This window comes from Agrobacterium sp. 10MFCol1.1 (assembly GCF_000381165.1).
In the GTDB taxonomy this organism is placed as follows: domain Bacteria; phylum Pseudomonadota; class Alphaproteobacteria; order Rhizobiales; family Rhizobiaceae; genus Agrobacterium; species Agrobacterium tumefaciens.
On sequence record NZ_KB906072.1, the window covers coordinates 579858 to 604307 of the forward strand.

Genomic DNA, 24450 nt, shown 5'->3' on the forward strand with positions numbered 1-24450 from the left:
TTATGGTGCAGGCGTCAGCTCTTGCGCCGCCCGATCCTTGCAAGCTGCATGACCGGCAGGATGCCGATGACGACAATCGCCAGTGCCGCAATCGACGCTTCCTCGTAGGTGCCACGCGCCGCCTCACCGTAAAGATGGGTTGCGAAAGTCTCGAAATTCAGCGGCCGTAACAGGAGTGTGGCGGGAAGTTCCTTGACGCAATCGACGAAGATCAGCAAGGCGGCGGCGGCCAGCGATGCCTTTGAAAGCGGCAGATGGATCTGTCTGAATGTCTGTGTTGCGGATCGTCCCAGCGTTCGCGAGGCGTGATCGAAGGATTGCGGGATACGGCTCAGGCCGGCATCGACGCCGCCAGCCGCAATGGTGAGGAACCGCGCCGAATAGGCGTAAATCAGGGCCGCACCGCTGCCGATGAAAATGAGGCCGGTTGATATGCCGAACCAGTCGCGCATGGTCTGGTCGACAAACCGGTCGAAGCCGCCAAGCGCAATCAGCACACCTATGGCGATGACCGTGCCGGGGGCCGCGTAACCTACCGTGGAAAGCCGGTAGGACCAGAGCGAGAGGCGTCCCGGAGCAAGGCGCATCGCGTAAGCGACCGCAAGGCCGAGGACGAGAGTGATCGCCGTAGCCAGTCCGGCAAAGAGGATGGTATTCAGAGCCTCATCGGCAAAACGGGACGACAGTCCGCTGAACCGGAAACGCTTCCATGCCTCGGTGACGAGATAGCTTGCCGGCGCCACGAAGCCGATCAGAACCGGCAGGCTGCCGAGCGCAAAGGCACCGCAAGCTTTAAGACCGGTGAGACGCACAGGCTCCAGTTCCCTGCTTTTCTGCGCCGACACGGTATAACGCTGCTTACGCCGCGCCCATCGTTCAAATGCCACGAGGGCCACCACGATGAATAACATGGAAAGCGCGATCTGCGCCGCACCGGGCAGGTCGGATTTCGTGACCCATGTGGTATAGACCGAAACGGTGAGTGTTCGGACACCAAGGAATTCCGATGCGCCGATATCGTTCAGCGCTTCCATCAGGGCAAGGCTGATGCCGACCGCGACGGCCGGGCGCGCCAAAGGCACCGCAACCTTGAAGAAAGCCGCGCGTCTGGAAACGCCAAGCGTGCGTGCCGCTTCAAGCAGGTTGCCCGCCTGCGTGAGGAACATGGCGCGCACGGGAATATAGACATAGGGAAACAGCACGAAACCGAGCAGGATGATGCAGCCCGTCATGGACCTTATGTCCGGCAGGCGGAATTCACGCGGGCTGGAATAGCCCAGCAGCCAGCGGATCGCCCCCTGCACCGGCCCGATCGGATGCAGGATATCGAGATAGGCGTAAGCGACGATATAGGTGGGCATGGCGAGCGGCAGCAGCAGCGCCCATTCCAGTATTTTGCGGCCGGGAAAATCATAGGCCGTAACCAGCCAGGCGGCAAATGTGCCGATAACACCGGCCAGCAACCCGACGCCGAGCATCAGAACGGCGGTATCCGGCAAAGCCGTCAAAATCACGCTGGAACCGAGATGGGACCAAAGGCCATCAGACCCCTGCACCGCCTGTGAGACGAGTGCCAGAACCGGCAGCATGGCGCCACAGACCGCTGCCAGAGACAGGCTCAGCCACCAGAAGGAGGATGAAAACCTTGGTCTTGCGCGGGGCATCAATGGCTGGACGGCGTCTGGATTCATGAGCTTCTTGAAAATACAGGGAAGGCGCCCGCGGATGCGAACGCCTTCCAACTTGTTGTCGCCAATTGGCCTTTACTTGTCGAAACCGACCTTGTCGACCAGCTCGCTCGCCTGTTTGCGATGAGAGACGATCTCCGTCAGCGACTTGTTGTCAACCTTCAGAGCGCCGAAGGAGGCAACGATGTCGTTGAGTGCTGCGCCCTGCCTGACCGGATATTCGAAGTTGGCTTCGGCATAGATCTTCTGGGCTTCGTCCGAAACAAGGTATTCCAGAAGCTTGACGGCTTCGGCCTTGTTCGGAGCGTTCTTGGCAACAGCCGCACCGCTGATGTTGACCTGCGTGCCACCATTCTTGAATGTCGGCAGAACGACCTTGATCGCTTCGCCCCACTTCACCTGCTCCTCGCCGCCCTTGCCCGAGCGCATCAGGCCGACATAATAGGAGTTGGCGATGCCGATATCGCAAATGCCGCCGAGGATATCCTTGGCAACGTCACGGTCGCCGCCGCCTGCCTTGCGGGCCAGGTTTTCCTTGACGCCGGCAAGCCACTTTTCGGTGTCCGCTGCGCCATAGTGAGCGATGTAGTCGGCAAAGAGAGCCGTATTATAGGGATGCTGGCCGGCGCGAATGCAGATCTTGCCCTTCCATTTCGCATCTGCCAGGTCTTCATAGTTGAAGGAGGCAAGGTCGAGATCCTTCGCCGCATAGAGAACGCGGGCACGCATGGAAAGTGCGAACCAGTGGCCCTTGGCGTCGCGAAGTTCCGCCGGAATAGCCTTGTTCAGGGTTTCGGATTCAACCGGCTGGGTAACACCCTTTTCCGCGAGATCGACGAGATTGCCGGCATCCACCGTCATCAGCACGTCGGCAGGTGAGCTTGCGCCCTCGCTCAGAACGCGCTCTGCAAGGCCATCCTTGAGGAATACGGTGTTGACCTTTACACTGCTGGAGGCCGTGAAGGATTCCAGCAAGGGCTGGATCAGGGCCGGCTCTCTCGTGGTGTAGATGTTCAGTTCAGCAGCGCTGACTGATCCCGCTGCAAAAGTGACCGTGCTGGCAAGCAGGGCAAGTTTGGCAAATTTCGTCATGGTGTGTCTCCCTCTTCGATGGCGCAATATAGGGGGAGCAAACATCATACATGACGTATCAAATCAAGTTTTATTTGGCCGTTTTCAGACGGGTTTCGATCACCAACAGTTGAAAATAGAGCGGAAATAAACATGCAAATCCGCTCATTCAACTTCAGGTAAATATCAGGACACCCTTCGGATCGATGCCGAAGCGCACGGCCTTGGTCTTGGCGGGTGTGCGCTGCATCGTCCTGACGCGCAGGTCGGCTGGAAGGCCGGGAACGGCTATGCCGAGTTGTTCGATCTCGCCGAGGAACACACGACTTGATATTTCGCCGGCAATCCCGTCTTTCGCTGCGCTGTCCTCGATGATCGAAATCGCATTGGGGCGAACATAGGCGGTGGCGGCAAGACCTTCCGCCAGACCGGACGCATCGCCCAGAGGCCCGAGCGGCGTTTCCACCCGCCCCTCCCTCACCCTGCCCTCGATCTTGTTGAAGGCGCAGAAAAAATCGGCGGCGTAGCGGCTTTTGGGATGATCGTGGATTTCGTAGCCCGTGCCGCTCTGGACGATACGACCGCGCTGCATCAGCACCACACGATCGCCGGCGGAAAGCGCTTCTTCCGGATCATGGGTGACCATGATCGCCGTCGTGCCCAGTTGCCGCAGGACGCCCAGCGTTTCCTCGCGCACAGTGTCGCGCAATCCCCGGTCCAGATTGGAAAAGGGCTCATCCATCAACAGCAGGCCGGGTTGCGGGGCAAGGGCGCGGGCGAGGGCTACGCGCTGCTGCTCACCGCCCGAAAGCGTGTGGGGATAGCGCTTGGCCAACTCCTGCAGATGAACGTGCTCGATCATCTCCGCAGCCCGGCGGCGGGCCTCGGCCTTTGGCAATGACCTGAGACCAAACATCACATTCTGTTCGACGGTGAGATGCGGGAAGAGCGCATAATCCTGAAAGACGAAACCGATATTGCGCTTTTCCGGTTCCACGAAACCAGCCGGACCAGCAACGACTGCGCCATTCACACAAACGCTGCCATGATCCGGCGTTTCCACACCCGCTATAATGCGCAGCAGGGTCGATTTTCCACAGCCGGAACGTCCCACCAGACAAATGATTTCGCCGCGTTCGACGGCCAGATCGATATCGGACAATACATCCGTATCGCCGAATCTTTTTCCGACCGATTTCAGTTCAAGCGCTGCGTTGCCTGCCATTTCCAATCCTGCCCTGCTTTGCGAATTATGTTGATCGCTCAAATCAGGATTAAAGTCAAAAGGCGGGGAAAATAGGTTTCCATTCACGAGGTTGCGAGATGTTCGGCAGGAATATTGACGTTTACGTTAGAGTTAAATAGGCTTTGCCGATACGATGGACGTCAAGTGATTAGACGTCTATCATTCGTCATCGGGGAGCGGAGGAGCAGTCGATCCGGTGACGCCACATGCGGTTCCCTCAATCCGGCCATTACGCCGGTTGATTGGGGGTCTCATGATGATCAGGCAGCTTATGGCGCCTTTCATGCGTTCCATCGAACGCACGGCGCGACAGAGACTCTGGGAGGAGAAGCATGAGTGAATTGTCCCTGGGACATCCGGAAAATGTCAGCGCAGAGAAGCGCTGGCTGGCATCCTACCCGCCGGGCGTACCTTCCGAAATCCCCGCATCCGCCAATACCTCCCTTGTCGAACTTCTCGAAAAGAGCTGCGCGAAATTTGCCGACAGGAAGGCCTTTTCCAGCATGGGAAAGTCCCTGACCTACCGGGATTTGGATATTGAAACCCGCGCGGTGGCCGCATGGCTGCAATCCAGAGGGCTGGAAAAAGGCGACCGGGTTGCGGTGATGATGCCGAATATCCTGCAGAACCCCGTCGCCGTATACGGAATTTTGCGGGCAGGCATGATCGTGGTCAACGTCAATCCGCTCTATACGCCGCGCGAGCTGGAACACCAGCTGAAGGATTCCGGCTCAAAAGCACTTTTCGTACTGGAGAATTTCGCCCATGTGGCGCAGCAGGCGGTGCCGAAAACCGCCGTCAGACATGTGGTCGTTGCGGCCATGGGTGATCTCCTCGGCCTCAAGGGACATATCGTCAATCTTGTGGTTCGCAAGGTGAAGAAACTGGTGCCGGCCTACGCTATTCCCGGCTCCATCAGCTTCAAGGCCGTGTTGAAGGAAGGTCAGGGTTTTTCCCTGAAGGCGGTCCGCCTCCTGCCGCAGGATATCGCATTCCTGCAATATACCGGCGGAACGACGGGCATTTCCAAAGGTGCGATCCTCACCCACGCCAATCTTCTGGCCAACAAGGCCCAGATAAGCCTGTGGCTAGATGCCGCTTTCACCCAACGCAAGGACCGTCCAGAAGTCCTCAACTTCATCTGCGCGCTGCCCCTGTGCCACATCTTTGCGCTGACAGTGAATTCGCTGATGGGCATCGCGCTTGGCGGCCATAACCTGCTGATCGCCAATCCACGCGATATTCCCGGCTTCGTGAAGGAGTTGTCGCATTATCGACCGCATATTTTTCCGGGTATCAATACGCTGTTCAATGCGCTGATGAACAATGAGGATTTCCGCAAGCTCGATCTGTCCTCGCTCATTCTCGTCCTCGGCGGCGGCATGGCGGTGCAGCGGCCGGTGGCCGAGCGTTGGCTTTCCATGGTCGGCTGCCCAATCGCCGAAGGTTACGGGCTATCGGAAACATCGCCCGTTGCCACCGTTAACAGACTCGATGCCACGGAATTCAGCGGCACCATCGGCCTGCCTATTTCCTCTACGGAAATCGACATTCGCGACGAGGAAGGCAAAAGCCTGCCGACCGGCGAGGTCGGCGAGATCTGCATTCGCGGGCCGCAGGTCATGGCCGGTTACTGGCAGAGGCCGGATGAAACCGCGAAAGCAATGACCGAAGACGGCTTCTTCCGTTCAGGCGATATGGGCTTCATGGACGAGCGCGGCTACACCAAGATCGTCGACCGCAAGAAGGACATGATCCTCGTTTCCGGTTTCAACGTCTATCCGAACGAGATCGAGGAAGTGGCCGCCAGCCATCCCGGCGTGCTGGAATGCGCGGCCATCGGGGTTCCCGACGAACATTCCGGCGAGACCGTCAAGCTTTTCGTCGTCAAGAAGGATCAGTCGCTGACGGAAGCAGAACTCAAGGCCTTCTGCGCCAAAAGCCTGACAAACTACAAACGGCCGAAAATCATCGAGTTCCGAACGGAGCTGCCGAAATCGAACGTCGGCAAGATCTTGCGGCGTGAGTTGCGCAATCTGAACTGAAGGACGAGAGCCGGGTAACCGGCTCTTTTCTTTTCTCCCAGTCCATTTCTTTTACCGAAGTCGCCTTGATTTGGTCGCCTGAAAAAGAATAGTTTCCTCATCCTTCCAGGAAGCCGAGGAGCACGAGATGCAGGCCACCATCGAAAAACTGAAAGCAACGGCAAGCAGCACAGCCGCAACCGATCTGCGCGCTGCTTTTGCGGCCGACGACAAACGATTCAGCCGTTTCAGCGCCAAATTCGATGACCTGCTGATGGACTATTCCAAATGCGCTGTTAATGACGAAATCGTCACGCTTCTCGAACAGCTGGCGCGCGACGGTGGCGTCGAGGCAAAGCGCGAGGAGATGTTCTCCGGCAAGGCGATCAATTTCACCGAAGATCGTGCCGTGTTGCACACCGCACTGCGCAATCGCTCCAACACGCCGGTTCTCGTTGACGGCAAGGATGTGATGCCGGATGTGAACGCCGTTCTTACCGCCATGGGCAAGTTTGCCGACGCCATTCGCTCCGGTTCCCTGAAAGGTGCGACCGGCAAGAAGATCACCGACATCATCAATATCGGTATCGGCGGCTCCGATCTCGGCCCCGTCATGGCGACGCTGGCGCTTGCGCCTTTCCATGATGGTACGCGTGCGCATTTCGTCTCCAATATTGATGGCGCGCATATTGCCGACACGCTGAAGCTCGTTGATCCCGAGACCTCGCTCTTCATCGTCGCCTCCAAAACCTTCACCACAATCGAAACGATGACGAATGCCGCGACCGCGCGCCGTTTCATTGCCGAAAAGCTGGGTGAAGAGGCTGTGAAGCACCATTTCGCCGCCGTTTCGACAGCATTGGAAAAGGTTGCCGCCTTCGGCATCGAGAGCGATCGCATCTTCGGTTTCTGGGACTGGGTTGGCGGACGTTATTCGATCTGGTCGGCTATCGGCCTGCCGCTGATGATCGCCATCGGGCCGGAGAATTTCGGAAAGTTTCTGGATGGCGCGCATGCCATGGACAAGCATTTCCGCGAGGCACCGATCCGTGAAAACCTACCGATGCTGCTCGGTCTCATCGGATTTTATCACCGCAACGTGCTAAACTATTCCACACGGGCGATCCTGCCCTATGACCAGCGCCTGTCGCGTTTCCCTGCCTATCTGCAGCAACTCGACATGGAATCGAACGGCAAGGGCGTGACGATCGACGGGACACCTGTCGAAGGCCAGTCCGGCCCGGTCGTCTGGGGCGAACCCGGCACCAACGGCCAGCACGCCTTCTACCAGCTCATCCACCAGGGCACGAGCGTCATTCCGGCGGAATTCATGATCGCCGCCAACGGTTTCGAACCGGAACTGCGCCATCAGCACCAGCTTCTCATCGCCAATTGCCTGGCGCAGTCGGAAGCCCTGATGAAGGGCCGCACGCTGGCCGAAGCGAAAGCCCAGCTCACCTCCAAGGGCATGGAAGACAGCCAAGCCGATTTCATCGCGCCGCACCGCGTTTTCACCGGCAACCGCCCGTCCATTACCTTCGTCTACGACAAGCTGACGCCATTTGCGCTTGGCCGTCTGATCGCGCTCTACGAACACCGCGTCTTCGTGGAAGGCGTGCTGTTCCGCATCAACTCCTTCGACCAGTGGGGTGTGGAGCTTGGCAAGGAACTGGCAACCGGCCTGCTTCCCGTCGTTGAAGGCAAGGAAAGTGCAGCCGGCCATGACAGCTCGACACAGGGTCTGGTGAAAGCGCTGTCGGGACTGGCGGGGTAAAATCCTTGCTCCCTTGATAATTACGAAAGCCGGAAGGAAACTTCCGGCTTTTTCAATTCAGCATCGATGGAACGCCGATTGGAGGCACATATGGCACTGCGGCAAGGCAAGGATTTTCTGGCGTTTCATGACCTGCCTGAAGATGCGGTGCTGTCGATCATAGACCGTGCAGGCAGTCTGGCGCAGGACTGGTCAAAGGGCACGATGCCACAGCTGCTCAAGGGAAAACGCATCGGGCTGATCGTCGACGACACCGGTTGGCGCAACACCGCTGCCTTCGATCTCGGCATTCAGGCCATGGGCGGTATTTGTGTCACCGTCCCGATCAGCTTTAATGGTCGCGAAGAAATTGCCGACCTGGCGGGCTATCTCGACAACTGGTTCGATCTAGTCATTATCCGCACGAAAGAACTCTCGACCCTCCGGGCGCTTGCGGGCGAAATGCGCGCACCCGTCATCAACGCGCGGACCAAGTCCAATCATCCCTGCGAGACGCTTGGCGATCTTGCCCACATCAAAAGCTTGAGAGGCCGGGTCGACGGTCTCAAGATCGTCGGCGTCGCGCCGGATGCCAATATTTTGCGCTCGTGGGTCGAGGCCTCGATTTCCCTGCCAATTCAGGTCGCACAAGTTTACCCCGAACAATGGCACGTCACCGATGCTGCGCTCATCAACCCGAATTTCCGGGCCAGCTCTGATATGGCGGAGTTGCTCGACGCGGATGTGGTCATTACCGATTCCTGGCCCGCCGGTTCGGATCATATCCTGATCGACTACCGCATATCCGCATCCCTTCTCGACAGGATGCAGCCCGAGGTGATCTTTTTACCCTGCCCACCGGTCGCCCGTGGTCAGGAAGTGACGGCAGATGCAATGACCCATCCGGCCTGTCAAAGCCGGCCCGCAAAGGCATTTCTTCTGCACGCGCAGAATGCTCTGATGGAATTTCTCCTCGCCTGAGACGGCGCCGGTCGCCTCAGATATACAGCGCCGCCATCTTGCGCCAGGGGCCTGCCCGATGGGCACGTCCCTCCCAGACATGCAACTGATGCCCTATCTGCTTGTCGTTAAGAACCCGGCTCAGGTGATGATTGTTGTCCAAAAACGGATCGGCATCGCCGATGGTGAAAACCATGTCGATGCGGCGGAGGTTTTCAAGCCGCCAGCCGCAGGCGAGGTCCGGCAGAAAGTGGCTCGGCATGTGGAAATAGACATCGTCATCGTAGTAACCGTCGAACAGATCGCCGAAGGATTCCACCTTCATCGTCAGATCGTAGCGGCCGGAAAAGGCGACGAGCTTGCGGAAAAGATGTGGGTGACGAAAGACGAGGCTGGCGGCCTGGAACGCGCCGAGACTGCAGCCCTGCACGATGGTATCGCCATGCGGGTTTTTCTCAGCCATCAGCGGCAGCACTTCATTGAGAATATAATCTTCGAAGGCGGCATGGCGGCGAATGCGCTCGGACGGGTGATTATGGGCCGCATAAAAGGTCTCTTTGGCCAGCCCCTCGATACAATAGAGCTGAAGATGACCGGCCTCCACTTTATCGGCCAGACTGTCGACAAGGCCAATTTCCTCATATTCGAAGAAGCGCCCGTCGCGTGTGGGAAACATCAGCACCTTGGCGCCAGAATGACCGAATATCAACAGCTCCATATCACGATGAAGCCTTTGACTATACCAGCGGAGATATTCGCGTTTCATGGCACCTTGAAAAACTGTCTGACCTTGTCCCTGTGGACCGCATCTTGGGATGCACTGTCAGCGTATTCGAAATGTCCCGCGTCTAGGATGAAGATTTCATTAAATTTTGAGAACGGCAGGGCATTGGCAACCGCAAACTGGCACGGCGGCGCCACCGCCGGATCGAACAGGGCGGGCGCGACCAGCATCGGCACTTTTATGCGGGAAGCCGCAGAAGCGGCATCGAACAGACGCAGCATTTCCAGCACATTGGCATGGGTCTTCTGATAGGTCTGGACCGCATCCGCGCTGCCGACGGTCGGCAGCGTCAGCCAGAACGGCCGGTGTCCGAATGTCGGTACGACCAGATGGCCCCGGTCGATGCGCGCATCATATGGTATCGCCAAAGCCCCAATCCCGCCCCCGAAGCTGATGCCGCTGTAACCCACCTGCCCTTCCAGCCATGGATAGAGCGTGACGAGCGTGGAGACGGCGATCCACAGATCATCGACACAGCCACCGATGATGTAGTCGTCTTTTCTTTCGATGTTGTAGAGGACATGAAGGGCCGGGTCGGACGAAATCGGCGGACAGGCGCTTAGCGAAAGCCCGCGAAAACAGGGAAACAGCACGGCCGTTTCTTCTACCGGCACATCGAAATCGGGCTCTCCCCGCCCGCCATAACCATGGCCGACAACAAGTCCGCGCCGCACCTGTCCTTTGCGCGGCAGAAGCATCCATCCACCGATGCGGAAGCCGCCGGTGGATGTGTATGAGATATCGACAACATGCCAGCGGGGATGGCTGAGTTTGCTCTTGCGCAGCACCGGTCGCGGATCCGTGGCCAGCGCGCGGCGATAACGCTTCTTCCAGAAATCATCAAAGCCCGGCGGCGCCTCAGGCGGGATAACGGCCTGCAACTGCTCGCGCCGCATGCCATAGGTCGGGTCGAAATCGAAAGGATGGGTTGTTGGAACGCTCATGCGATGCTTGTTTCGTGAAAGACCGGCCGACACAAGCTTCTTGATATCCAAATATCGGTTTTTTACGACCCTGGCCCAGGCAGGAGTGGTGAACCGCCTTTTCAAAACGGTTCAACCATATCCTTTACAATCCGATTTCATGCGCGAAGGGCGGATTTGCGCCAGCTCGCGAGACGGTCACCGCAGCAGCCTTTGCGCCGAGCGCCAAAGCCTTTCTGATCTGCTCTTCCGTCAGCGAAGCGACCTGCGCCTTCGTCAGAAGTCCCTGCATTTTCAGCGAGGCGAGAATGCCGGCGTCGAAGGTGTCGCCCGCGCCGACGGTATCGACGACCTCCACCCGCTCGGAAGCCACTTCCACCTTGAAATTGGCGGTGTAACCGACCGCACCTTTGGCGCCACGGGTGACGACGACCAATTTCGCGCCGTGATGCAGCCAGTGGCGAGCGAGCGTGTCCTCGTCACCTTCCAGACCGAACCACTCGAGGTCTTCGTCAGAGAATTTCACGATATCAGACATGGCAGCCATACGGCGGATGCGGGCCATATGCGACTGCTTGTCCTTGATGAAACCGGGGCGGATATTCGGATCGAGGGAGATGACTCGGCTTTGATGTTCGCGCACCATAAGCGCCTCATAGGTGCTGCCGCAGGGTTCCGGAATGAGGCTGATCGCGCCGAAATGCAGCGCCTCGCAATCGGCGCCCAAGGCCGGAAGCTCGGCCTCGGTGATCATCCGGCCGGCGGTGTTTTCGTCATAAAAGGCGTAGGTGGCATGGCCATCGACGAGCTTGACAAAGGCGATGGTGGTCGGCCGCGAAAGTGTTGCGCAATAGCTGAAATCCACGTTGCTCGCCCGCAGAGTTGTCCGCAGGATATCGCCCATCATGTCATCGGAAAGACCCGTGAAGAAAGCGGACGGGACACCGAGACGCCCGAGCGCAATGGCCGTGTTGAAGACCGCTCCGCCTGCATAGGGGGCAAAACCCGCCTCACCCAGCGTCGTCTGCCGGGGCAGCATGTCGATCAGGGCTTCACCACAACACAGGATCATTACGGTCCTCCTCAAACAGCAAATCAAATGGACTTAAATCGATTTAGACGAAGATCGATCGGAAGGCCAGCCACAAGCTGGCTGGCCGCATCCGAAATTAAGATTGCGGCAATTCGCTGACGCCGCCGCGCTTTGCAGACCAAGGCAGCGGGCTATCGAGGAAGGCCTCGACCTCCGACAGGGTCTTTTCGTCGAACAGCTTTTCAGCCCGGGCAACAGCCAGAACATCGCGCCAGGTCGTGAGATAATGCAGCTTGACATTGCCATTGGCGAAGCGCGCTTCGGCCTGTTCGAAAATGCCGTAATAGAAGAGCGCAATACCGTGATCGACAATGCCGCCTGCCGCGCGGATGGCGTCGATGAAGGTGAACATCGAGCCGCCGGCCGTCGTCAGGTCCTCGATGACGAGAACGCGGGCGCCTTCCGGCATATGGCCTTCGATCTGGGCGTTGCGGCCATGGCCCTTTGGCTTCTTGCGGCAATAGATCATCGGCAGGCCAAGACGCTCGGCAAGGAAAGCCGCGAAGGGAATGCCCGCCGTTTCACCGCCTGCGACACAGTCGAACTTCTCGAAACCGGCCTCGCGCATCACCGCCGCCGCCGCAAAATCCATCGCCGCCGAGCGAATGCGCGGGAAGGAGATGAGCTTGCGCATGTCGATATAAACGGGACTCTTCATGCCCGAAGCGAAGGTGTACGGGCTTTCCGAATTGAAGTGGACCGCCTTGATTTCCCACAACATCTTCGCAACCAGTTCTGCAACGACAGTGCGGTCAGTGAATGTGAAATGGTTCATAGGCGTTCTCCTTTTTCGGCCTTCATAACAAAACCGCCGGCAGTGCCGGCGGTCATTAAAAAAAATCAGCTCACGTCCCAATGAAGCGGGAACATCGGATCGAATACGGTCACCGGCCCGGCGCCCGTCTCGATCTTGGCGGGAAACGACACCGGCTCCTCGCGCTTCACCAGCGTGATCGTCTCCTCATTTGGCGCCAACCCGTACCAGGCTGGGCCGTTGAGGGAAGCGAAGGCTTCCAGCTTGTCGAGAGCGTTTTCCTGCTCGAAGACATGCGCAAGACAGCTCATGGTGTTGATCGAGGTATAGATGCCGGCGCAGCCGCAGGCGCATTCCTTCAGCGGATCGACATGCGGGGCGGAATCGGTGCCGAGGAAGAAGCGGGCATCACCCGAAATCGCGGCCGCACGGAGTGCCAACCGGTGCTCCTCGCGCTTTGCGACGGGCAGGCAGTAATAATGCGGCTTGATACCGCCGACCAGAATGGCGTTGCGGTTGATGATGAGATGGTGAGTGGTGATGGAACCGGCGAGATTGGCCTTGGACGACTTGATGTAGTCCACGCCATCGCGGGTGGTAATGTGCTCCATCGTCACCTTGAGCTCAGGCAGGCGCTGGCGCAGCGGCTCCAGAACCGTGTCGATGAAGGCTTTCTCGCGGTCGAAAATATCGACCTCCGGCGTCGTCACCTCGCCATGCACGCAAAGCGGCAGGCCGATCTTCGCCATGCGTTCCAGAACCGGCATCGCCTTGTTGAAGTCGCGCACGCCGCCGTGGGAATTGGTGGTCGCGCCGGCCGGATAGAGCTTCACGGCGGTGATAAGGCCGCTTTTCTTGCCCTCTTCCACGTCGTCGGCCTGCGTGTCCTCGGTGAGATAAAGCGTCATCAGCGGCTCGAAACGGTCGCCCGCCGGAATGGCCTTGACGATGCGTTCGCGATAGGCGCGGGCATCGGCGCAGGTGACCACCGGTGGCACCAGGTTCGGCATGATGATTGCGCGGGCGAAATGGCGGCTCGTATCCCCGATCACGCCTTCCAGCATGGCGCCATCGCGCAGATGCAGATGCCAGTCATCAGGGCGGCGAAGGGTGAGCGACTTCATCGGGATACCTCGGAGCATGACGGAATTGGCGCCCGCTTAGCATCTTTCGTCACAGGAAAACAGCCGCCGAGAGGCATCGGGCGGCTGTAAATGTCATTTTTTTGAAGCGAGCCTCAGATGCCGCCCGCTTCGGGACCCCACACATCCGTCATAGCAAAGCCGTCCGCAAAGGGATCGAAGGGGTCAAGGCCGACCTGGTGCAGCCCGAAGGTGAAACCGCGCCCGGCAATGGTGGGAATGACCGCCGGACGACCTGCCACTTCGGTGACGGCGGAAAGGCCGACATCGAATTCCGAACCGATGATCGAACGGGATTTGTATTCGTCTCCCACCTTCACCTTGCCGCGTGCATAAAGCGTGGCGAGATTGGCGGAATTGCCGGTACCGCAGGGCGAGCGATCCGCCCGGCCCGGCCACATGGTGGTGCAGGTGCGGATGGAACCATCGGCATCCACATCGCGGAACATCACATAGGCCACGCCTGATATGGCGGGGATTTCGGGATGCACGACCGTGATTTCACTGTTGACGAGGTCCTTGAGGATCATGCCCGCAGCAACCAGTTTCGCTGCATTGGCCTTTTCGATGGTCAGGCCGATCTGGCGCACATCGACCAGCGCGTAAAAGATACCGCCATAGGAAATATCCATCGTCACCTTGCCCCATTCGGGCGTGTCGATGGTCACATCCAGCTCATGCACGAAGGACGGCACCATGGTCAGCTTGACCTTTTCGCAGCGCCCGTCGCGGCATGTGGCGGTGGCCTTGACCAGACCGGCGGCCGTTTCCAGAATGACGACCGTTTCCGGTTCCTGCATCTCCACCATGCCGCTTTCCAGAAGTGCTGTCGTCGCGCAGATGGAATTGGAGCCGGAACTGGCATGCGCCTGATCCGGCTGGAGAATGACGAAGGCTGTATGGGCATCCGGGTGCTTCGGCGGTAGCAGAAGATTGACTGACCCCATGGGCGTGCCACGCGGCTCCAGAGTCAGAAAGCGGCGCAGGGCTTCCCCTTTTGGATCGGTATTCATCCAGTTAAGCTGCTCGGCCACGGTGTTGCCGGGAATTTTCGGCGCGCCGCCGGTGACGACACGGCCGATTTCGCCTTCGCAATGAACATCGAGAAGCTGCAGGGTGCGTTTCCAACGCATGGGATCTTACTCCGGAAGTTGAGCTGTTGACCCGACCATATAGGTAAAAATACAAGCTGTATACAAATCTGCGCGAGCTGGATGGCGAAAATCGCTTATGGTTTTCGCCATCCAGTTCTCATCATGATCTAGCGATTTCGGCACTCCGCCCGGTTACGATTGGCGGCGGCGTCGCAATTCACTCGCGAAGACTGAACTGCCTGATCGTCCACCACGGAGCCGGCCGTATCACCAACCGATCCGACGGTGTTTTCAACAGAGCGGCCGAGCCTCTCCACCTGCCTGCCGTAATTTTCACGCGTGCGCGGATCGAAAACCGCAATGGGCGCGCTGACCACGACGCTTGCCGCCGTTCCAACCGTTTGCGCGGCACCGATGCTGACCGCGCCCAGCGCCTCCCCCAGACCGACATCGGAATCCGTCACAGTCTGGCCGGCAATGAGGCGGTCGCCAATCAAGCGCACGACTTCAGGGCTTTCTGCAAATTTGCCGTGGTTCAACCGGTCACCGGATTGCAGCTTGGTCAGATCAAGAACAGTGATACCGGCCTTTTCCAGCTGGCTGCGATAGGGTTCGACGGAAGGGTCGATCTGGCCCAGACGGTCGACATTGCCGGAAATGCGGCGCGACAGGCTGAGCGCACGGTCATCCTGCGAGACGAACAGGGTGAATTTCGGCGGTGCCTTGCCGAAGCTGGCGAACTGCCGGCTGAACACGTCCACATCGAGATCTGGTGCTGCCAGAATGACATTGCTTATCTTCGGATCGACGCGGCCGTTGCGGATGGCCATCTGGCGCAGCGCCTCCACGGCAAGCCATGTGCCCATGGAATGCGCCATGACCGTGACCTCGCCGATCGACTTGTCCTTTGCCAGACGGGTCAGCATTTCCTCAAGCGCATCGCGCGAGTAATTGGTGCTTTCCTTGTCGTAATTATAGTCGAAAATACTCGCCCGTGACGGCCATGTGAAAACCACAGGCACGACATCCGAGCCGGAATCATAGACGATCTGCGCAAAGCGATAGACCGATTCCTCGTAACGATTGTTGAAACCGTGCACGAAGACCAGAACGCGGCGGTCCTTATGGATATGTTTGCTGATCCAGCTTTTCGTCTCCGCTTCGGAACGAACAGGCTCAACCGCCACCGTGGTGAAGTCCTTCAGAGGGTTAGGCGGCAGCTTCTTCGGCCACTGCACCTGCCCGACCTTGCGGTTGGCCTTGGGCGGAATGGAGATGGTGACGGCATCGACCTTCAAGCCGGTTCCGCGTTCGCCGCCGAAAAGCACGGCGGCATTGTCCGAGGGCGCTCGCGTGGTGGCGACTAGGAGATTGACGGGCGTGGTTCCAGCCACGGTCTGCCCTGTTGGCGTCATGACCCCGATGGGACGCCCCCCGCAGCCAGCGAGCAGGGCAACAATCGCGATTATGGCTACGAAGCGGATGGGCATCACATCATTCTCCTGCAACCCAAAGGCAGCCGGATAGCGGCCAGAGGACAGGAATTTCTACCGGAGGCGGAACTGCCGCGCCAGCAACCATCGCGCAAGCGCGGAGATTTCCGCGCCGGTGTGTCCAAACAGACCCAATTTTTCCGCCTTGCGAAGCCGCGAGACGTGATTGTGGCGTGCAGGCGAGTTCTATCGCTGCGGCAGCATCGTGCCCCTTTCGCGAAGGGCATTGTGCCAGGACAGCGCCTCTTCAATGAGGTGCGGCGTATGTCCGCCGCGTGCCACCGCTCGCTGGAAATAGTCCGTCAGGGCATCGCGATAGTGGGGGTGCACGCAATTTGCGATAACGACCGCAGCGCGCTCACGCGGGGCAAGGCCGCGCAGATCGGCCAGCCCGATTTCCGTGACCAGAATATCCACATCATGTTCGGTATGGTCGACATGGCTGACCATCGGCACGACGCTGGAGATGGCGCCGCCCTTGGCAATCGACTTGGTGACGAAGATGGACATATAGGCGTTGCGGGCAAAATCCCCCGAGCCGCCAATGCCGTTCATCATGTGAGTGCCACCGACATGGGTAGAATTGACGTTCCCGTAAATATCGAACTCCAGCGCGGTGTTGATGCCGATGATGCCGAGGCGGCGGATGACCTCCGGGTGATTGCTGACCTCCTGCGGACGCAGGATCAGCCTGCTCTTGTAATCGGCCAGTCGCGGCATGACCCGTTCGTTCATGGCAGAGGAGAGCGTGATCGATGAACCGGAAGCGAAAGTCAGCTTGCCCGCATCGAAAAGCTCGAAGGTCGAATCCTGCAGAACTTCCGAATACATTTTGAGATCGTGAAACGGCGTATCGATGAAACCGTGCATGACGGCATTGGCGATGGTACCGATACCGGCCTGCAACGGCTGGAGTTCGTGGGTCATGCGGCCATGACGGACCTCATTCAGCAGGAATTCGGTGAGATGGCCGGCAATCGCCTTGGTCTCGTCATCAGGTGGCAGCACCGTCGAAAAACTGTCGCTCTTGTCGCTCAGGACGATTGCGGCGATTTTTTCCGGCGGCACCGGAATGAACGGCAGACCGACGCGGCTGTCCGTTGCCACCACCGGAATGGGCATGCGGGTAGGGCGTTTTGCGGGGATGAAAATATCATGCAACCCCTCGAGAACGTCGGGTTGCGACAGATTGATCTCAACGATGACCTTTTCAGCAAGAATGGCAAAGCTCGCCGAATTACCGACGGATGTGGTGGGCACGATACCGCCGTCCGCCGTAATCGCCACCGCCTCGATGATGGCCACATCCACACCGTGGATCTGGCCGCCGCGCAATTGCTCGACCGTTTCAGAAAGGTGCTGGTCGATGAACATCACCTTGCCGTCATTGATCGCCTTGCGCAAAGCGGGGTCGGACTGAAACGGCATACGGCGCGCCAGCATGCCCGCCTCCACCATGGTCTTGTCGAGATCATTGCCAAGCGATGCACCGGTCATCAGGGTGATCTTCATCGGGTGTGTCTTCGCACGCTCGGCCAGCGCCAGCGGTACCGCCTTTGCTTCGCCGGCCCGCGTAAAGCCGCTCATGCCCACCGTCATGCCATCCTGAATGAGGCCAGCGGCCTCTTCGGCGCTGACTATCCTGTTCAAGAGGGACGCGTTGCGGATACGCTTTTCAAGCATGCACTTCTCCATGATCTGCATTCCAGATGGCGCGTCACGTGGCTGGCCACCTCACCAGTGACTATGGCGCGGAGTTTCAACGATGAAACTGACATAGATCAAGGGTGTGAACGGGACCATGGCTTTGATCCATCAAATCTGATCGACAGACCGCAAGTGGCGCATCGGCGCGACAGGCTGCGGGGCGATCGCAGCATCGCAGCCGACCGCAACCGCTGATGAGGCGTATGGATCGCCTCGTCACATACCGGAGGGTTGCCTCAGCTATTGCCTGCAATCAGGGGCCTTCGCATGCGGAGGCCTGCCCCAGCACGACCTGCCCCACCTCGACATCATAGGCACGCAGGCCGAATGTACCGAGGCTGATCACCCGGTAACAGGGGTTGCCGCCGGTCCACAAGGGATCGACAACCTCGATATCTGTGATGAAGCGATGCGCGCAGGCCTGGCCGGAACTATAGGCGATGCCTTCGGCGCTGGTGCCCGCCATCGGAACGTGGATATGGCCAAAAACAATATGGCGCACGCCGGCCGGATGTCTGCCTAGACGCTGCATAACCGCGCCGTCATCATGCATGCCGATGTTTTCGAAATGCCGGATACCGCAATCCATTGGCGGGTGGTGAACGAAAACCGTCACGGGAAGGTCGCCAGCGCCTTCAAGCGCCTTGTCCAGCCATGTCAGGCGATCCGCACCGTACATGCCGCCGATGACATCGGCCTCGTGGCTGTCGAGAAACAGCAGCCGGCCGAATTCGGTATCGATAAAGGACTGGATATAGCCGTTTTCATCCCGTGGCTGTTCGGGAAAAGCCGCCACGAATTCCGGACGGCGGTCGTGATTGCCGAGCATCAGCCGCACGGGCAATGACACGGGCGCCAAAATGTCGCGAAGGAGTTCATAAGCCTCCGGCTCGCCGTAATTGCAAAGATCGCCCGTCATCACCAGAAGGTCGGCGTCGGGATGTTTTTCGACAATATCTGATATCGCCGCGCGCAACTGCTTCTCGGGATCCACGCCGTTTATCGCAATGCCTGGCGGCAAAAGATGGGTGTCTGTAATCTGGATGATCTTCATTGTCGGTCTCTCTGCATAAAATGGCTGCGGGAATGTGGTTCCCGCAGCCTTTTCCATGGTGTCGCTTACTTCAGCAGGGCGTTGGTCTGCTCGACGATCTGCTTGAGACCGGCTTCGGGCGACACTTCACCGCGCATGACGGTGCCGATGATATCGCGCTGGGTGCGCCAGATGCGGACGGAATCACCACCGGGATAACCGGCCCACGGCAGAGAACGATCAGCCTGCAGCGAAGCTGTCTTCACATTCGGGTTCTCGGCGTAATAGGGAGCCAGGAAGTCAGCGCCGGTTGCCAGCTTGTTGGTCGGCAGGTAGCCGGTGATGCGCACGATGGTGTTCTGCGCCTCGGGGCCGGTGATCCACTTCAGGTACTTCCACGCCGCGTCCTGCTTGGCTTTTTCCTGCGTCAGGATAACGGCAGAGTTGCCGCCCGTCGGCACGCCGCCCTTTTCCTTGTTGTCGAGCGGGAAGGTTGCCGTCTTCAGCTTGAAGCGGTCACCAACCAGGCCGGTGATGGTCTGAACGTGGGCGGGCGTCGAGAAGATGAAGCCGGTAAGGCCTGCACCGAACTGCTGGCGCGACTGGTCCCAGTCGAGCAGGTTCTGGCCACCTTCGGTGACGAACTGGCGGGTCATCTTCAGGGCGTTGAGGCCGATCTCGTTGTCGAACGCAACGGTCTTGGTCGTTTCGTCAACGAGCTTGCCGCCCTGTTCAAAAACAAGCGCCTGCCACAACCAGTCATCCGGCCAGCCATTGATGTCGTAGCTCATGCCCGCAAACTTCGGGTCGAGTGCCTTGATCTTCTTGGCGAGAGCGATCAGCTCCGGGAAGGTCGTCGGCATCTTGTCCGGGTCGCCGCCAGCCTTGGTGACGAGGTCGGAGTTGATGTAGATGATCGGCGAGGAAGCGTTGACCGGCAGGCCGTACTGCTTGCCGTCGATTTGGCCGAGAGCTGCCATCTTCGGGCTGTAGTTCTTGTCGAGAAAGGCCTGACCGCCTTCAGCCTGGATGAATGGGCTAAGATCGGTGATCTGGTTGCGCGGTGCGAGCGTGTGCACCAGTTCCGCCGTCAGGTTGTAACCCGAGAAATAAACATCGGGCAGATTGCCGGTGACGGCGGAGCGCAGAACCTGCTGCTGGCCTTCATTGTAGCCTGCGGCCGGAGCGAGGAAGTTGATCTTCACATCCGGGTTCTTCTTCATGAATTCATCGGCCAGCGGCTGATGGAATTTCGTGAAACCCGGCAGGTTGTAGAGAACGTTCAGCGTGATTTCGTTGGCAAGAACCGGCGTTGCGAGGCCTGCAAAGGCCACGCCGAGTGCCAGACCGCCCATCAGAGCGCGTCGGTTGATTTTCATGTCATTCTCCAAAATGGGTTGGGAGGAGGAGTTCGAACGACGTCACTTGACGCCGGTCATGGTAATACCGGCGATGAAATGCCGCCGTGCGAGGAGGAAGCACAGCACCATTGGCGCGGTAATCAGTGTTGCGCCCGCCATCAGGGCACCGTAATTGGCGCCGGATTCGACATCCGCAAAAAGCATCATGCCGAGCGGCGGCGGGGCGAGATTGGTGTCGGAGACCACGATCATCGGCCAATAAAGGTCGTTCCAGTGGGCGACGAGCGAGAAGATCGAGAAAGCCGCGAGCGAAGGCAGCGAGCCGCGCAGCACCAGTCCCCAACAAATCTCCATTTCCGAAAAACCATCCATGCGGGCCGCTTCGATGATTTCATCCGGGTAGCTGCGGAAGGACTGGTTGAACAGGAAGATGGCGAAGACCGACAGGAAGAACGGCATCATCATCGCGAAATAGGTGTTCAGCAGTTCCGTCTTCGCCAGACCGACGAAAAGCGGCAGGGCAAGTGCCTGAATTGGCACGCAGAGTGCCGCGATGATGAGACCCAGCAGCAGCTTGCGGCCCGGAAACCTGAGCTTCGCCAGCGCATAGGCCGCCGGCACCGATGTCAGGACCTGTACGACGAGGATACCGACGCAGACGATGACGCCGTTCAGCATGAAACGTGCCATCGGCACCTGGCTCGCTGCGCGGGTATAGTTTTCGACGGCATCGAATTTCGCCGGGATCGGCCAGAGCGAGACGTCGAATATTTCCGCAGGCGAGCGGATCGACGTCAACATCATCCAGTAGAACGGCAGGAGCATCACGAAAGCGCCGAGTGCCAGCACGAGATGCGGGAAGTATTTGCGGAGCGCGGCCATCAGTAGTGCACCTTCCGGTCCATATGCAGCGTCTGGCCGATCGAGAGGATCAACACGATAGCGAGGAAGATCACCGTCAGCGCGGCGGCATAACCGGTGTTGGAATATTCGAACCCTTCAAGATAGAGATCGAAAAGCAGGGTTTCGGAACCGAAGCGGCCCTTGGTCAGCACGGCAACCGTCTCGAACACCTTGAAGGCCGAGATTGAGGTGGTGACCACCACGAACATCGTCGTCGGCCCCAGCATCGGCCAAGTCACCGTCAGAAACCGGTCAATCGGGTTTTTCGCGCCGTCTAGTCTCGATGCCTCGTGCAGATCCTTCGAAATGGCGGTGAGGCCGGCGAGGAACAGCACCATGTTGAAGCCCAGAACCTGCCAGACACCCATCAGCGCCATGGTGGGAATGAGCAGAACCGGGTTGGAGAGGAACGCGACGGGCTCGAAGCCGAACCACTTGATCGCCGCATTCACCGGGCCAAGCGAAGGATGCAGCAGAAATTGCCACACGGTCGCCATGGCGACGAGCGTTGCGGTGACGGGCAGGAAATAAGCGACTTCCCAGAAGGCACGGCTACGCTTGCGATTATAAACGAGCAAAGCCACGCCGAGCGCCAGGAAAACGCCGAAGGGAATGACGATGACCGCATAAATGGCCGTATTCGCCAGCGCGCGCAGGAAGACCGGGTCGTGGAAAGCCTTCACGAAATTGTCGAGACCCACAAAGCGGGTGGAGAGTGCGCCGAGCTTGTAATCTGTGACGGAAAAACCGGCCAGAACGAATATGGGAACGATATAGATCGCCAAAAGCAGCAGACTTGCCGGTGCCGCGAACATCAGGCCACGCCAGATCATCCGCCGGTCCGCCTTCGAGAGGCGCGGGCGAGACTTTGCGCGCGTGGCCGAGGAAAAATCAACCGCCGTCATGCCGGCACCATTTCACGCACCGTCGTCTTGCGACGCAGGCCGTCTGCGGCAAAAAGATGCACGCGCTCCGGCGCAAAGCCGAGGTTCATCACGCCGTTCTCATCGGCGCCCAACACCTCGCCCGCGGCCTGACGCAGGGTAATGGCGACGGTCTCATCGCTCAGAAGACGGCAGTTCACGAAACGGTCCGCACCGTGGGTTTCGCTGCGGGTCACCCGCACCGCGAAGCCTTCGGCACCCGGGCGCAAATCCTCGGCGCGAAGACCAAGCGTCGCCGGGCCGGCATCACGACCAGAGGCCTCGACGCCAAGATCGCGGCCGAAAGCCGTGACCTTACCTTCAGCATCGATTTCCACCGGCAGCAGGTTGATCGACGGCGTGCCAATGAAGCGCGCAACCGTCAGTGTCGCCGGTTTCCGGTAAAGCTCGTCCGGCGTGCCCAGTTGCTCGATACGACCTTCCGACATCAGCGCGATGCGGTCCGACATTGTCATCGCTTCGATCTGGTCATGGGTGACGTAGATAAACGTCGCGCCCAACCGCCGGTGCAGCCCGGCAAGCTCCTCGCGCATGTGGGCGCGAAGCTTTGCATCTAGGTTGGAGAGTGGTTCGTCCATGAGGAATGCGGCAGGCGAGCGCACCAGTGCCCGGGCCAGAGCCACGCGCTGGCGTTGGCCACCTGAAAGCTGGGCCGGCTTGCGGTCCAGCAGATGCGCGATCTGCAGGGTCTCGGCCGCCTGCTCGACGGCAGCATCGATCTGGCGCAAAGTTTCGGCAGGCGCCGCAAATCTTCCGATCAGCGGCAAGCGTGCAGCAAGCGGCAGACGTCGCATCCGAAGCGGCGTCGCGATGTTCTGGCGCACGCTCATATGCGGATAAAGCGCGTAGGATTGAAACACCATCGCCAGATTGCGGTCACTTGGATCGATCTCCGTCACATCCTGACCGCCGATCGTCACCGAACCGCGATCCGGCGTTTCCAGCCCCGCGATGATGCGCAGCAGCGTTGACTTGCCGCAGCCGGACATGCCGACGAGGGACAAAAATTCTCCGGGACGGATCGAGAGATCGATTTCTTTCAGAACATCGTCAGCTCCAAAGCCTTTTCCGATACCCGAAAGTTCAAGTGATTGTGGCGTCATTCTGCGCTCCTTTTCTGGAGCGCATATGCTTATATTGCATGACAATATGACGAAGGTTTGCAGAAAGTTCCGTGACACTGAAAAGCCCGGCAATCCCGGCTCATCGCCACGCCTTGAGATATCGACCTTCACAAAAAACCGCTAATATCAGGGGGCAGTTCGACTATCCGAGCTCGACGCTTGTTCACCGGCCCTGCGAGCCTCGCGGGCCCGGTTTCTAAACGGCTGCAAGAATCACATGAGCCTGAATTTTGGTGACGACTTCGTCGCTGCCATAGCGCGCTTCAATTGCGGATGCGGCGCAGTCCGTCGCGGCTTCAAGTTTTCCCGGCGCTCTGGCTTCGATTTCGGTCTGGAGAACGGTTCCCTGACAATAGGCGATGGCAGGAATGCGCGGTGACGATGCACGGCTTTGCGCCGCTATCGTCTCGATCACCACCCGAGAGAAGCCGGCACTTTCCAGCTCACCACGAATCAATGTCGTATGGTGGTAGCCGTGCGGGGTACGGACCATGAAGCGCGGCGGATCGTCGGGAAACAGGCTTGCAAGGGCGTTCGTCACCTCATTCGCGAGATGATTCTCCTCGATGCGGTCCCATACGTTGAATAAATAATGGCCGCCGGGCTTCAGCACCCTCTTCGCTTCGCGATAGGCAGACGGGCGGTCGGGAAAAAACATCGCACCGAACTGGCAGATAACGAGATCGAAAGCAGCATTTTCGAACGGCAGCGCCTGAGCGTCGGCTTGGCGCCACTGGATGCGATTGTCGGGCACCTGGCGCGACGCCGCAAAGTCGAGCATCGGCTGGTTGAGGTCTGTCACGACATAGTTTGCCGCGGGCGGTAATCCTGGTGCCAGTTCACGCGTGACAACCCCGGTACCTGCGGCGATTTCCAGAACATTGATCGGCGTCAACGCCGCCGCCCGCCGTGCCAGATCGCGGGCGAATGGCTCGAAAATCAACGGCACCATATAGCGGTCGTAGTTTTCCGGGATAGAGCCGGCAAAAACCTTGTCCGTTTCCAACATGGCTTTCACCCTGCGGTCAGCTGATGACCCCGGAACTTTAGCACATATACGGGAAATTCGGAATCTGTTCGGCCACGTGGGTTTTACGGATATGCCAACGGTGCCGATATTCTATCGACACGACAAACAGCTTTAAGCAAAGGCCGTATCATAGTATTTTTGTGGGAAGAGAAATGGCGCACCCGAAGAGATTCGAACTCCTGACCCCCAGATTCGTAGTCTGGTGCTCTATCCAGCTGAGCTACGGGTGCGTGCCGTTCCGGTCATTTCCGGTGGCGTGGCGATCCTCTAAAACGTCCTCATTCCGATTGCAAGCGATTTCGTTTCGAAATTGTCATTTTTCC

General features: G+C 58.9%; 20 protein-coding genes and 1 tRNA gene. 3 read left to right on the forward strand and 18 right to left on the reverse strand.

All coding sequences use genetic code 11. The features are described from left to right. Positions 1-14: 14 nt before the first annotated feature. From F617_RS0103060 to F617_RS0103070, 3 genes are all read right to left on the reverse strand, one after another. Positions 15-1691 (reverse strand): iron ABC transporter permease, encoded by a 1677-nt coding sequence (locus F617_RS0103060; RefSeq protein ID WP_026330643.1) that lies wholly within the window; start codon positions 1689-1691, stop codon positions 15-17. A gap of 72 nt (positions 1692-1763) precedes the next feature. Further along, on the reverse strand, positions 1764-2780 hold the full coding sequence (locus tag F617_RS0103065; protein ID WP_019564394.1) for an extracellular solute-binding protein: 1017 nt from the start codon (positions 2778-2780) through the stop codon (positions 1764-1766). Between the two features lie 154 nt (positions 2781-2934). Beyond that, on the reverse strand, positions 2935-3984 hold the full coding sequence (locus F617_RS0103070) for an ABC transporter ATP-binding protein (protein WP_003514885.1): 1050 nt from the start codon (positions 3982-3984) through the stop codon (positions 2935-2937). Positions 3985-4337: 353 nt separating this feature from the next. Here F617_RS0103070 and F617_RS0103075 point away from each other — a divergent pair, with 353 nt between their 5' ends. From F617_RS0103075 to F617_RS0103085, 3 genes are all read left to right on the forward strand, one after another. After that, the gene (locus F617_RS0103075) at positions 4338-6050 is read left to right on the forward strand and encodes a long-chain fatty acid--CoA ligase (RefSeq protein WP_003514883.1); all 1713 of its coding nucleotides are present in this window, start codon (positions 4338-4340) and stop codon (positions 6048-6050) included. Between the two features lie 127 nt (positions 6051-6177). Further along, the gene (gene pgi, locus F617_RS0103080) at positions 6178-7803 is read left to right on the forward strand and encodes a glucose-6-phosphate isomerase (protein WP_019564395.1); all 1626 of its coding nucleotides are present in this window, start codon (positions 6178-6180) and stop codon (positions 7801-7803) included. Positions 7804-7893: 90 nt separating this feature from the next. Then, entirely contained in the window at positions 7894-8763 is an 870-nt protein-coding gene (locus F617_RS0103085; protein WP_019564396.1) for an ornithine carbamoyltransferase, read from the forward strand. 16 nt (positions 8764-8779) lie between these two features. Here the strand turns inward: F617_RS0103085 and F617_RS0103090 are convergent, their stop codons facing one another. The 15 genes from F617_RS0103090 to F617_RS0103160 all read right to left on the reverse strand — a co-directional run bounded on the left by F617_RS0103090 (position 8780) and on the right by F617_RS0103160 (position 24357). Further along, a complete protein-coding gene (locus tag F617_RS0103090) occupies positions 8780-9508 on the reverse strand; it encodes an esterase family protein (protein WP_026330644.1) in 729 nt (242 codons plus the stop codon). Next, complete coding sequence (locus tag F617_RS0103095; RefSeq protein ID WP_026330645.1) at positions 9505-10470, reverse strand: acetylxylan esterase; 966 nt, start codon at positions 10468-10470, stop codon at positions 9505-9507. The genes F617_RS0103090 and F617_RS0103095 overlap by 4 nt, the downstream gene beginning before the upstream one ends. Before the next feature lie 124 nt (positions 10471-10594). Beyond that, positions 10595-11521 carry a carbohydrate kinase gene (locus tag F617_RS0103100; RefSeq protein WP_003514875.1) on the reverse strand — a complete coding sequence of 309 codons (927 nt, stop codon included), beginning with the start codon at positions 11519-11521 and terminating at the stop codon, positions 10595-10597. A gap of 97 nt (positions 11522-11618) precedes the next feature. Next, positions 11619-12317, reverse strand: a complete 699-nt coding sequence (locus F617_RS0103105) for an orotate phosphoribosyltransferase (protein ID WP_019564399.1) — start codon at positions 12315-12317, stop codon at positions 11619-11621. Positions 12318-12382: 65 nt separating this feature from the next. Further along, positions 12383-13420 (reverse strand): dihydroorotase, encoded by a 1038-nt coding sequence (pyrC, locus tag F617_RS0103110; protein WP_003514871.1) that lies wholly within the window; start codon positions 13418-13420, stop codon positions 12383-12385. A 113-nt stretch (positions 13421-13533) separates the two neighbouring features. Next, the gene (locus tag F617_RS0103115; protein WP_013635403.1) at positions 13534-14571 is read right to left on the reverse strand and encodes a 4-hydroxyproline epimerase; all 1038 of its coding nucleotides are present in this window, start codon (positions 14569-14571) and stop codon (positions 13534-13536) included. A 128-nt stretch (positions 14572-14699) separates the two neighbouring features. Next, complete coding sequence (locus F617_RS0103120) at positions 14700-16022, reverse strand: alpha/beta hydrolase (RefSeq protein WP_013635402.1); 1323 nt, start codon at positions 16020-16022, stop codon at positions 14700-14702. A 189-nt stretch (positions 16023-16211) separates the two neighbouring features. Beyond that, on the reverse strand, positions 16212-17708 hold the full coding sequence (locus F617_RS0103125) for an acetyl-CoA hydrolase/transferase family protein (protein WP_019564400.1): 1497 nt from the start codon (positions 17706-17708) through the stop codon (positions 16212-16214). A gap of 277 nt (positions 17709-17985) precedes the next feature. Then, positions 17986-18786 carry a phosphodiesterase gene (locus tag F617_RS0103130; protein WP_026330646.1) on the reverse strand — a complete coding sequence of 267 codons (801 nt, stop codon included), beginning with the start codon at positions 18784-18786 and terminating at the stop codon, positions 17986-17988. A gap of 65 nt (positions 18787-18851) precedes the next feature. Next, a complete protein-coding gene (locus F617_RS0103135; RefSeq protein WP_019564402.1) occupies positions 18852-20144 on the reverse strand; it encodes an ABC transporter substrate-binding protein in 1293 nt (430 codons plus the stop codon). A 42-nt stretch (positions 20145-20186) separates the two neighbouring features. Further along, on the reverse strand, positions 20187-21008 hold the full coding sequence (locus tag F617_RS0103140; protein WP_003514860.1) for a carbohydrate ABC transporter permease: 822 nt from the start codon (positions 21006-21008) through the stop codon (positions 20187-20189). Further along, positions 21008-21934, reverse strand: coding sequence for a carbohydrate ABC transporter permease (locus tag F617_RS0103145; RefSeq protein ID WP_003514858.1), 927 nt, complete (start codon positions 21932-21934; stop codon positions 21008-21010). Before F617_RS0103145 ends, F617_RS0103140 begins: the two co-directional genes overlap by 1 nt. Next, positions 21931-23076, reverse strand: coding sequence for an ABC transporter ATP-binding protein (locus F617_RS0103150; RefSeq protein ID WP_019564403.1), 1146 nt, complete (start codon positions 23074-23076; stop codon positions 21931-21933). The genes F617_RS0103145 and F617_RS0103150 overlap by 4 nt, the downstream gene beginning before the upstream one ends. A gap of 217 nt (positions 23077-23293) precedes the next feature. After that, a complete protein-coding gene (locus F617_RS0103155) occupies positions 23294-24106 on the reverse strand; it encodes a class I SAM-dependent methyltransferase (protein WP_019564404.1) in 813 nt (270 codons plus the stop codon). 174 nt (positions 24107-24280) lie between these two features. Further along, a tRNA-Arg gene (locus F617_RS0103160) sits at positions 24281-24357 on the reverse strand. Positions 24358-24450 lie beyond the last annotated feature (93 nt).